Consider the following 11,600-nt stretch of genomic DNA (forward strand, 5'->3'; position numbering starts at 1 on the left):
GTAACAGGGTTTTGGCCGCTTGCGGCCCGTAGGCATTGGGGGAGTCGAAATGTACGAGGGAGTCAACGCATCTGACGGCATCGGCATCGGCGTCGCTCGCGTCGCCGTCGAGCCCGACCTGAGCTTCACGCCGCACGTCCCGGAGGACGCCGGTGACGAGAAGCAGCGCTACGCCGCCGCCGTGGCCAAGTTCGTCGAGCAGACCAACGCCCAGATCGCCCGCATGACCGAGACGGTGGGCGAGGAGGCGGCCGCCATCATGGGCGCCCACATCGAGTTCGCCGAGGACGAGGGCATCCAGGAGATGGTCAACGGCTCCATCGAGGCCGGCATGTGCGCCGAGCAGGCCGTCTCCGAGGCCTACGACATGTACTACAACATGTTCTCCAACATGGAGGACGAGCTCTTCCGCGAGCGCGCGGCCGACGTCGCCGACGTCAAGACCGGGCTTCTCGCCGACCTGCTGGGCAAGGAGGTCGTCGACCTCTCCACGCTGCCCGAGAACTCCGTCGTCGTGGTCCACGAGCTCACCCCGTCCATGACCGCGGACATCGACAAGGACAACGTCGCCGCCATCGTCACCGAGACCGGTGGCCGCACGTCCCACTCCGCCATCATCGCCCGCGCGCTGGAGATCCCGGCGGTCCTGTCCGTCGCCGACATCACCAAGGTCATCAAGAGCGGCGACATGGTCATCGTCGACGGCTCGCGCGGACGCGTGCTCGTCAACCCCGCCGACAACGACCTCACGCACTATCGCGCCAAGGCCAAGCAGTTCGCCGAGGAGAAGCTCGCGCTCGAGGCCTACCGCGGCAAGGAGACCGTGACCGGCGACGGCGAGAAGGTCCTTCTCGTCGCCAACATCGGCAACCCGGACGACGCCAACGTCGCGGCCGAGCACGACTGCGAGGGTGTGGGCCTCTTCCGCTCCGAGTTCCTGTTCATGGACGCCAAGGAGCTCCCGAGCGAGGACGAGCAGTTCGCCGCGTACCAGAAGGTCGCGCTGCGCATGAAGAACCAGCCGGTCATCATCCGCACGCTCGACGTGGGCGGCGACAAGGAGATCCCGTACCTCAACCTCCGCAAGGAGGAGAACCCCTTCATGGGCTACCGCGCGGTGCGCTACTGCCTGAACAACCCGGACCAGTACAAGGTCCAGCTCACGGCCCTGCTGCGCGCGAGCGCCTTCGGCGACATCAAGATCATGGTGCCCCTCGTCACCAACATCGACGAGATTCGCCAGGTCAAGGCGCTCGTCGAGGAGTGCAAGGCCGATCTTGACGCCCGCGGCGTGGCATACAACAAGGACATCGAGGTCGGCACGATGATCGAGACGCCCGCCGCCTCGCTGATCGCCGACGACCTGGCCGCCGAGTGCGACTTCTTCTCCATCGGCACCAACGACCTGATCGGCTACACGATGTGCGCCGACCGTGGCAACGACCGCGTGGCCTACCTCTACGACGTGTACCAGCCTGCGGTGCTGCGCTCGCTCAAGCGCATCATCGAGGAGGGCAACAAGGCCGGCATCATGGTCGGCATGTGCGGCGAGGCCGCGGCCGACCCGCTGCTGATCCCGGTGCTCATCTCCTTCGGCCTGGGCGAGTTCTCCGTGGCCGCCCCGTCGATCCTGCGCACCCGTCGCATCATCTCCGAGTGGACCAAGGCCGAGGCCGACGCCCTCACCGAGAAGGTCATGAAGCTCAAGACCGCCACCGAGGTCAAGGCCATGCTCCAGGCCGCCGCGCGTTAGGCGCCGCCCCAACCGATTTTCGGACGGCCCCCTCTGCGGAGGGGGCCGTTCTTATGTCTGTCGGGCTTCCTCGGAGGTTTGGGTTCATCGTTCTCGTGAGAGAAGAGGCGCTGTTTGCAAAGGCGCAGGTAAACGACTCGCCCTCATGGACGCACTCGAAAGTACGCCCCCTTGCGAACCCAAACCGTGGGAGGCGGGCTCAGCTGGGGAAGATGACGCTGAGGGCGGAGGGGAGGAGGTCGATCGAGAAGGACGTGCCCTCGAGGGGCTCGCCGTCCACCTGACAGGGTGGCGCCGCGTCAAACTCGAGCTCCGCATGGCGGATGCGCAGCGTCTCGATGACGCTCGAGCGGACGTGACGACCCGAGCGCGCGAGACCGAAGAGGGCCATGAGGCGCGGCAGGGACGGCTTGCGCGTGTTGTAGCAGACGTCGAGCAGCCCGTCGGAGGGGTCCGCGTCGGGACAGATGAGGAAGCCGCCGCCGTAGCTCGGGCCAATCTGGAAGGCGAAGACGTGGGGCGCGAGCTCGAGCGGCTCGCCGTCGTCGAAGCGCGCTGTGCAGGCAAAGCCCTGCTTGGCCTGTGAGAGGATCTTGAGGCCGGAGGTCACGAACAGCGCCTCGCCCTCCTGCGAGGTGTCGGCGGCGCGCCTCGCGGTGGTGTCGATCGCAATCGCGGCGTCAAGGCCAAAGGAGAGGGTCTCGGCGAAGTAGGTCCCGTTCACGCGTCCCACGTCGACCGGGCGCGCGGTTCCGCGGACGATCTGCGCGAACGCCCCCTCGACGTCGTTTCTCGCCATGCCGAGCGTCCTCGCGTAGTCGTTCCCGGACCCGAGGGGCAGGACGGCGAGACGCGGGCGCCGTTCACGGGGGAGCGACATCAGGCCGCACACGACCTCGTGGATGACGCCGTCGCCGCCGAGCACGACGAGCGTGTCGTAGCCCGCGGCGCGCGCTGCGATCGAGGTGGCCTCCTTGGCGCGCGAGGTGAGCCGCACGTCGTACCCATCCGTCACAGACGAGTAGCTTCCCAGGAAGCGTCGGGCGAACTCGGCGCCCTCGGCACCGCGTCCGCTGTGAGCCGCAGGGTTGGCGACCAGGAGGGTACGGCCGAGAGGGGAGTCCGACATGCGCTTCCTTTCCCGAGGTTCTTCTCGGAGCTCATTCTACGCTTGCCGCGCGTCCCGCGCTCACCTATACTTTGACCCTGCGACCGGGGCGTGGCGCAGCTTGGTAGCGCATCTGCTTTGGGAGCAGAGGGTCGCTGGTTCGAATCCAGTCGCCCCGACCAACGCATGCGGGTGTGGTTCAATGGTAGAACCTCAGCCTTCCAAGCTGATGACGCGGGTTCGATTCCCGTCACCCGCTCCATGGGACACGATGAGCCCGGGCCACGAGCCCGGGCTTTTTCGATTCGACGGCATGTGGATTGCTCGCGTGTTTCGTGTGTACGGAAGATTTCGCGCGAGGTTCGGTGACGTTACACTTCTCGTTCAGATTTGTGCCGCCAGGTTTCGTCAACGTATCCTCTCTTCCGGAACTTTTGGTGCGGCCCCGCCGCCCGAGAAGGGAGAAGGACATGACGTATTCCGAGAAGGTCATCGCCGAGCTCGAGGCCCGCTACCCCGAGCAGACCGAGTTCATCCAGGCCGCCAAGGAGGTCCTCGAGACCCTGCAGCCCGCCCTCGACGCCCACCCCGAGTACGAGGAGGCCAGCCTGCTCGAGCGCATAGTCGAGCCCGAGCGCGTGATCATGTTCCGCGTGCCGTGGGTCGACGACCAGGGCAAGGTCCAGGTCAACCGCGGCTACCGCGTGGAGTTCAACTCCGCCATCGGTCCCTACAAGGGCGGTCTGCGCTTCAACCCCACCGTCACCGTGGGCATGCTCAAGTTCCTCGGCTTCGAGCAGATCTTCAAGAACGCGCTCACCACGCTGCCCATGGGCGGCGGCAAGGGCGGCTCCGACTTCGACCCCAAGGGCAAGTCCAACCGCGAGGTCATGGCGTTCTGCCAGTCCTTCATGACCGAGCTCTTCCGCCACATCGGCCCCAACACCGACGTCCCCGCCGGCGACCTGGGCGTGGGCGGCCGTGAGGTGGCCTACATGTTCGGCCAGTACAAGCGCCTCAAGAACGAGTGGACCGGCGTTCTCACCGGCAAGGGCCTCACCTTCGGCGGCTCGCTCGCCCGCACCGAGGCCACCGGCTACGGCCTGGTCTACTTCGTCGACGAGTACCTCAAGAGCGCCGTCGACTCCTTCGAGGGCAAGAAGGTCGTCGTCCACGGCTCCGGCAACGTTGCCATCTACGCCATCCAGAAGGTCGCCCAGCTCGGCGGCACCGTCATCGCCTGCTCCGACACCAAGGGCTGGGTTGAGGACCAGGAGGGCATCGACTACCAGGTGCTCGAGCACATCTACAACAAGAAGCGCTCCGGCCACGACCAGGGCGTGAGCCTCGCGATGTACGTCGACGAGCGCCCGAACGCCGTCTGGCACGAGGGCGACGGCCGCGGCGTCTGGCAGCTCCCCTGCGACATCGCGCTGCCCTGCGCTCGCGAGAACACGCTGCACCTCGAGGACGCCCAGGCGCTCGTGGCAAACGGCTGCAAGGTCGTCGGCGAGGGTGCGAACATGCCCACCACGCCGGATGCCACCACCTACCTCATGGAGAACGGCGTCGCCTTCATGCCCGGCAAGGCTGCCAACGCCGGCGGCGTGCTCGTGTCCGGCCTCGAGATGAGCCAGAACGCCGAGCACCTCTCCTGGACCTTCGAGGAGGTCGACGGCAAGCTCGAGAGCCTCATGCGCGGCATGTTCCACAACGTGGACGACACCGCTCGCGCCTACGGCCACGAGGGCAACTTCGTCATGGGCGCCAACATCGCCGGCTTCACCAAGGTCGCCGAGGCCATGATGGCCCAGGGCGTCTGCTAGTCGAGAAGAGCAAGGGCGCATCGACTGTTCTCAGCCCGGCCGGCACTCATGGGTGCCGGCCGGGTTGACGTTTTACGGCAGGGAGTGCGGGGTTCGTCTCGGCATCCGACGATGGGTGCCGGCCTTCGGTGCCCCTGAAGCCGGCACTCATGAGTGTCGGTGCGGGCCGCGCGTCCCGTCCGACGTCATTTTGTGCGGATGCGTTATGTCGCAACACGGTGAACGCGTTTCCGGCTATACTGTCCTGTGACCTTTAAGACGGTACGAGAGACCGAAAAGGCGTCCACAACCTAATCGCAGCTGCCTTCTTCGGAGTATCCGCCCCGCGGCGGTCGCTCCGTTTTTTGTAGCTGGGGATTCCCCTGGGCGCACGACGAAAGGGCGGTGTTGCTGTGAACCTGTTGGTCGATGGAGGCAAGCATCCGCGAGCGCTCCTCGCGCTCGAGGACGGGACGTACTTCTTCGGACGTTCCGCCGGTGCCGAGGGCGAGACCTTCGGCGAGATCGTGTTCAACACCTCGATGGTCGGCTATCAGGAGATCGTCTCCGACCCCTCCTATGCCGGCCAGATCGTGACCCTCACGTATCCCCAGATCGGTAACTACGGCATCAACGAGAAGGACATGCAGGGCGACCCGCTCCACCTGGCCGGCCTCGTGGTTCACGACATGTGCTACACGCCGAGCAACTGGCAGAGCGTCGAGTCCTTCCCGAACTTCCTCGCGCAGAACGGCGTCGTGGCCATCGAGGACGTGGACACCCGCGCGCTCACGCTGACCATCCGCGAGGGCGGCGCCATGCGCGCGGCCATCTCCACGACCGACCTCGACCCCGAGAGCCTCATTCGCCGCGTCAAGGCCGCCCCAGCCATCGCCGACCACAACTACGTCGCCGACGTCTCCACGAAGGAGTCCTACGTCGTGCCCGGCCAGGACGCCGACGGCCACCCGCGCCTGCACGTGGTGGCCTACGACTGCGGCGAGAAGAAGGGCATCGCCAAGCGTCTCTCGGCCGCCGGCTGCGAGGTCACGGTCGTGCCGTGGGACACGCCGGCCGAGAAGGTCCTCGAGATGAACCCCGACGGCGTGTTCTTCTCCAACGGCCCCGGTGACCCGGTCTCCGTGCCGCCCGTGGTCGACGCCGTGCGCGTGTGCCTCGGCAAGCTCCCCGTCTTTGGCATCTGCCTCGGTAACCAGGTCATCTCCATGGCGGCCGGCGCCCAGATCGAGAAGCTCCCGTACGGCCACCATGGCGGCAACGAGCCCGTGATGAACCTGCTCACCGGCAAGGTGGAGATCACCGCGCAGAACCACAACTACGGCCCGGTCTTCTCGACCTTCGGTCCGCTCGTGCCCGAGCTCTCCGGCGGCGTGGCCGAGCATCCGGCAGACGGTGACCTGCGCTTCTGGTCTCGTGCCCGCATCGCTCCCGTCGTCCAGACCGAGAAGTACGGTCGCGTGCGCCTCACGCACGTCAACCTCAACGACGGCACGCCCGAGGGCATCCAGTTCCTGGACATCCCCGCCTTCTCGATGCAGTACCACCCCGAGGCCAAGCCCGGCCCCAATGACTCCACGTACGCCTTCTCGGCGTTCGCCAAGCTCATGCGCGGCGAGGACGACTACCTCGCCATCGACGTCCGCGAGGGGAGGCGCTTCTAGATGCCCAAGCGCACCGACATCAAGAAGATCCTTATCATCGGCTCTGGCCCCATCGTCATCGGCCAGGCCTGCGAGTTCGACTACTCCGGCACCCAGGCCTGCAAGGCCTTGCGCTCGGAGGGCTACGAGGTCGTCCTCGTGAACTCCAACCCGGCCACGATCATGACCGACCCGGAGACGGCCGACCGCACCTACATCGAGCCCATCACCGTCGAGTCTGTGACCAAGGTCATCGAGAAGGAGCGCCCGGACGCCCTCCTGCCCAACATGGGCGGCCAGACGGGCCTCAACTGCGCCGTGGCCCTCGGCAAGGCCGGCATCCTCGAGAAGTACGGCGTCGAGGTCATCGGCTGCGACGTCGACTCCATCGAGACCGGCGAGGACCGCGAGCTCTTCGCCAACGCCATGCGCGACATCGGCCTCGAGGTCGCAAAGTCCGGCATCGCGCACACGATCGAGGAGTGCGAGAAGATCGCCGACGAGCTCGGCTACCCCGTGGTGATACGCCCCGCCTTCACCCTCGGCGGCGCCGGCGGTGGCATGGCATACGACCATGACGACCTGCTGCGCATTGCCGAGCAGGGCCTCGCGCTCTCGCCCGAGAGCGAGGTTCTCGTCGAGCAGTCCGTGGAGGGCTGGAAGGAGATCGAGATGGAGGTGATGCGCGACTCCGCGGGCAACGGCGTCGTCATCTGCTCCATCGAGAACCTCGACCCCATGGGCGTCCACACCGGCGACTCCATCACCGTCGCCCCCTGCCAGACGCTCAACGACTTCGAGCTCCAGCGCCTGCGCGACTACTCGATCGCCATCCTCGAGCGCGTCGGCGTCGCCTGCGGCGGCTCCAACGTGCAGTTTGCCGTGAACCCCGACGACGGCCGCGTCATCGTCATCGAGATGAACCCGCGCGTCTCCCGCTCCTCGGCGCTGGCCTCCAAGGCCACCGGCTTCCCGATCGCCAAGATGGCGGCGCTGCTCTCCGTGGGCTACACCCTCGACGAGATCGAGAACGACATCACGCGCGAGACGCCGGCCTGCTTCGAGCCGTCGATCGACTACTGCGTGGTCAAGGTCCCGCGCTTCGCCTTCGAGAAGTTCAAGGGCACCGATGACACGCTCACCACGCGCATGAAGGCCGTGGGCGAGGTCATGTCCATCGGCTCCACCTTCGAGGAGGCCATGCAGAAGGCCATGCGCTCTCTCGAGCAGGGCCACGCCGGCCTGGGCGCCGACGGCAACGACGACTACGACGAGGAGAGCTTCGAGTACCACGTCGCCACGCCCACGCCCGAGCGCATCCTCTACGTGGCCGAGGCCCTGCGCCGCGGCTGGGGCGTCGAGCGCGTCTTCGAGCTCACCAAGATCGACCGCTGGTTCCTCAACCGCATCGCCGACATCGTGTGCGCCGAGGGCGTCATCCGCGAGCGCGGCCTGGCCGGCCTCGACGCCGACACCATGATGGCCGCCAAGCAGCTCGGCTTCTCGGACGCCCAGCTCGCTCACCTCACCGGCCAGCGCGAGGATACGGTTCGCGCCGTGCGCGAGGTCCTCGGCGTCCACCCGTGCGTCAAGACCGTCGACACCTGCGCCGGCGAGTTTGCGGCGCGCACGAGCTACCACTACCTGACCTACGAGAAGGGCGGCGTGACGGAGTTTCACGAGGCCGAGAAGCCCCGCGTGGTCATCCTCTCCGCCGGCCCCAACCGCATCGGCCAGGGCATCGAGTTCGACTACTGCTGCGTCCACGCCGCCTATGCGCTCGAGGCCAAGGGCTACGAGACCGTCATGGTCAACTGCAACCCCGAGACCGTCTCCACCGACTACGACACCTCCGACCGCCTCTACTTCGAGCCGCTCACCTTCGAGGACGTCATGAACGTCATCGAGGTCGAGAAACCCGTGGGCGTGATCGTCACCCTCGGCGGCCAGACCCCGATCAACCTCGCCAAGCGCCTCAAGGCCGCCGGCGTGCCCATCATGGGCACCCAGCCAGAGGCCATCGACCTCGCCGAGGACCGCGACCGCTTCGCCAGCCTGCTCGACCGCCTCGAGATCGCCTACCCGCCCTCGAGCACGGCCGAGACGCTCGACGAGGCCAAGGCCGTCGCGCGCCGCGTGGGCTACCCGCTGCTGGTGCGCCCGAGCTACGTGCTCGGCGGCCGCGGCATGGGCATCGTCTACGATGACGACGACCTCGTGAGCTACATGGAGGAGGCCACCAAGGTCTCCCCGGACCACCCCGTCTACCTCGACGCCTTCCTTGAGGACGCCATCGAGCTCGACGTCGACGCCCTCTGCGACGACGAGCAGTGCTACGTGGGTGCGGTCCTCGAGCACATCGAGGAGTGCGGCATCCACTCCGGTGACTCCGCCTGCTGCTTCCCGCCCTTCTCGCTCTCCGACAAGATCGTGGCCAAGGTCCGCGAGACCACGCGCCGCCTTGCGCTCTCCTGTCACATCCAGGGCCTCCTCAACGTCCAGTACGCCGTCCGCGACGAGCAGGTCTTCGTGATCGAGCTCAACCCGCGCGCGAGCCGCACCGTGCCCTTCTCGTCCAAGGCCACCGGCGTGCCGCTGGCCAAGTGCGCCGCGCGCATCATGAGCGGCGAGAAGATCTCCGAGCTGGGCCTCCCCGAGGAGGCGCACGAGCGCGGCTACTACGCGGTCAAGGAGGCCGTCATGCCGTGGAGCCGCTTCCCGGGCGCCGACGTCACCCTCGGCCCCGAGATGAAGTCCACCGGCGAGGTCATGGGCCTCGACGTCACGTTCCCCAAGGCCTACGCCAAGACGCGTGAGGCCATCGACTACGACGTGCCGCAGTCCGGCAAGGTCTTCGTCTCGGTGTGCGACCGCGACAAGCGCTCCGTGGCGCCGGTGGCGCTCTCCCTGGTGAACCTGGGCTACGAGCTCGTCGCCACGCGCGGCACCGCCAAGACGCTGCGCGCCGCGGGCATCCCGTGCGAGGTCGTGAAGCCCATCTCCGAGGGCTCGCCCAACATCCTCGACATGATGGCCGCCGGCGAGATCGCCTTCCTGATTAACACGCCCAAGGGCCACAGCTCGCGCGGTGACGGCTTCAAGATGCGCGGCGAGGCAGTGAGCCGCGGCATCGACATGGCCACGACCATGTCCGGCGCCGTGGCGCTCGTCCAGGCCATCTCGGCGCTTCGCCAGGGCCCGCTCACCGTCAACGCCCTCCAGGACCTGTAACCTGACAAAGGTGCCAGGGCCCTTTTTCAGGTCTCGGGCCGTCGGGCTTTTCGCCCGGCGGCCCTTTTTTGACAGTCCAGGCGCCAATGAGACTGATTTCAAAAGGACCTGCCACCAAAACCGACTTGTGAACAGATTTGTGCCGTGGTCGCCTCAGTTATCACTCTTTGAGCTGAGTTTACCTGGGGGATTGTTATCGCAGGCACTGCTGTTGGATGTCCCTCAGATAGAAATCTGTTCACAAGTCGGTTTTGGTGGCAGGTCGTCTCAAAACTGGAGCCATCTGTCTACGTTTATGGGCCTCTGCCGCGTTGGACGGCGCTCTGCCGCAGTAGGATTGTTCTCCGCGTGGGAGGTCGGAATTACAATGACGGGTGACGTTCCCGGATGGTCCGGGGAGACGCCGCCCGAGGGAGACTCACATGGCGCGACCGCTTGAACCCGGCTCGATCGTTGACTGCCACACGCATACGTGCTTCTCGGACGGCGCGGGGACGTTCGAGGAGAACGCCCGCGCGGCCGTTGCGGCGGGGTGCGCCGTGCTGGTCTGCACGGACCACCTCACGCTTCCCGCATCGATGGACCCCGCGGGCGAGGCCCAGGTGGTCGAGAGCGACCTGCCGGCGCACCGCGCCGCGTTCGAGGCCGCGCGCGACGCCCACCCCGAGCTTGAGATGCTCTACGGCTTCGAGGCCGACTGGTATCCCGGGTGCGAGGCCGACGTCCACCGGTGGTCGTCCGGGGCACAGGTCCTTCTCGGCAGCGTCCACTGGCTGGGCGAGAAGGACGACGGCGCGTGGATCGACGACACCTCCGACCTGAGCATCTGGCACGAGCTCGGACCGGACGAGGTGTGGCGCCGCTACGTGCGCGCCTGGTGCGCCGCCTGCGAGAGCCCGCTCGCCTTTGAATCGATGGCCCATCCCGACCTGCCGGAGCGCGTCCGACCGCTCGGCCTCGGGGCGTCGATCGACCTCGCGCCGCTCTGGGACGAGATGGCCGCCTGCGCGCACGACACCGGTCGCCGCGTCGAGCTCTCCACGGCCGCCCTGCGCAAGGGAGTGGGGGACTACTATCCCGCGCGCGGCCTGTTCGAGCGCTTCCGCGCGGCGGGCGTGCCCGTCGTCGTGGGCTCCGACGCGCATCGCCCCGAGGACGTGGCGTACGGCGTCACTGCCGCATACGCCCACGCCTGGGACGTCGGGTACCGCGTCGTCGAGGTCCCGCGTGCGGATGGCGGCTGGGAGCCCATGCCGCTGCGCTAGTATGGGGCGGACAGCCTTTCGCATTCCATGGAGAAGAGCATGGCACGTGTGCTGGTGATAGAGGACGACGCGGCGATCAACGACGTCGTGGCGACGCGTCTTGCACGCGACGGCCACGCGGTGACGCAGGCGTTCTCCGGCTCCGAGGCGCGCCTCCTCCTGGGCGAGAAGGACGCCGGGTTCGATGTCGTCGTCTGCGACCTCATGCTGCCGGGTGCGACGGGCGAGGAGCTCGTGGGCCTCATCCGCTCCCGCGACGCGGCGACGCCCGTCGTGGTGATCTCCGCCCGCGCGACGGCGGCCGACAAGATCGGTCTGCTCGACCTGGGTGCCGATGACTATCTCGTGAAGCCCTTCGACCTCGACGAGCTGGCGGCGCGCGTTGCCGTGCAGCTGCGCCATCGCGGCGCGGTCGCGGCGACCCCCTCGGGAACCCTCCGTCATCGTCGCTGGACCCTCGACCCGGAGGCCCGCACGCTCACCGTCGATCCATCGACGGAGGTCCCGCTCACCAAGATCGAGTTCAACATCCTCGAGGCGCTCGTGAGGCGGCCAAACAAGGTGTTCTCGAAGGCGGAGCTCTTCGAGCTGGCATGGGGCGAGCCCTTTGCGGGCGACGACTCCACGGTGGCCGTGCACGTCTCCAACATCCGCTCCAAGCTGCGTGCAACCGGCACAGACGACTACCTCAGGACCGTCTGGGGAATGGGCTTCAAGCTCGCGTGAGACAAACGACCCCGTCCCCTTTGTCTCACCGCGTACCCTCAAGGATTCTTT

General features: G+C 67.1%; 7 protein-coding genes and 2 tRNA genes. 8 read left to right on the plus strand and 1 reads right to left on the minus strand.

Annotated elements, in window-relative coordinates:
• Positions 1 to 49 precede the first annotated feature (49 nt).
• Positions 50 to 1,753, plus strand: coding sequence for a phosphoenolpyruvate--protein phosphotransferase (gene ptsP / locus B5F73_RS01030; protein WP_087225102.1), 1,704 nt, complete (start codon positions 50 to 52; stop codon positions 1,751 to 1,753).
• A gap of 199 nt (positions 1,754 to 1,952) precedes the next feature.
• Here the strand turns inward: ptsP and B5F73_RS01035 are convergent, their stop codons facing one another.
• Positions 1,953 to 2,882, minus strand: a complete 930-nt coding sequence (locus tag B5F73_RS01035; protein ID WP_087225105.1) for a diacylglycerol kinase family protein — start codon at positions 2,880 to 2,882, stop codon at positions 1,953 to 1,955.
• A gap of 84 nt (positions 2,883 to 2,966) precedes the next feature.
• Between B5F73_RS01035 and B5F73_RS01040 the strand changes: the two genes are divergently transcribed.
• The 7 genes from B5F73_RS01040 (at position 2,967) to B5F73_RS01070 (ending at position 11,549) form a co-directional block, all read left to right on the plus strand.
• Positions 2,967 to 3,043, plus strand: a tRNA-Pro gene (locus B5F73_RS01040).
• 6 nt (positions 3,044 to 3,049) lie between these two features.
• Positions 3,050 to 3,123, plus strand: a tRNA-Gly gene (locus B5F73_RS01045).
• A 208-nt stretch (positions 3,124 to 3,331) separates the two neighbouring features.
• A complete protein-coding gene (gene gdhA, locus B5F73_RS01050; RefSeq protein ID WP_087225108.1) occupies positions 3,332 to 4,687 on the plus strand; it encodes an NADP-specific glutamate dehydrogenase in 1,356 nt (451 codons plus the stop codon).
• Between the two features lie 392 nt (positions 4,688 to 5,079).
• Positions 5,080 to 6,348, plus strand: a complete 1,269-nt coding sequence (gene carA, locus B5F73_RS01055; protein WP_087225111.1) for a glutamine-hydrolyzing carbamoyl-phosphate synthase small subunit — start codon at positions 5,080 to 5,082, stop codon at positions 6,346 to 6,348.
• The gene (gene carB / locus B5F73_RS01060; RefSeq protein ID WP_087225114.1) at positions 6,349 to 9,558 is read left to right on the plus strand and encodes a carbamoyl-phosphate synthase large subunit; all 3,210 of its coding nucleotides are present in this window, start codon (positions 6,349 to 6,351) and stop codon (positions 9,556 to 9,558) included.
• Positions 9,559 to 9,980: 422 nt separating this feature from the next.
• Entirely contained in the window at positions 9,981 to 10,823 is an 843-nt protein-coding gene (locus B5F73_RS01065) for a PHP domain-containing protein (RefSeq protein ID WP_087225117.1), read from the plus strand.
• A gap of 39 nt (positions 10,824 to 10,862) precedes the next feature.
• Positions 10,863 to 11,549 carry a response regulator transcription factor gene (locus B5F73_RS01070; RefSeq protein WP_239379753.1) on the plus strand — a complete coding sequence of 229 codons (687 nt, stop codon included), beginning with the start codon at positions 10,863 to 10,865 and terminating at the stop codon, positions 11,547 to 11,549.
• Positions 11,550 to 11,600: the final 51 nt, after the last annotated feature.

The organism is Olsenella sp. An270, assembly GCF_002159735.1.
Classification (GTDB): domain Bacteria; phylum Actinomycetota; class Coriobacteriia; order Coriobacteriales; family Atopobiaceae; genus Thermophilibacter.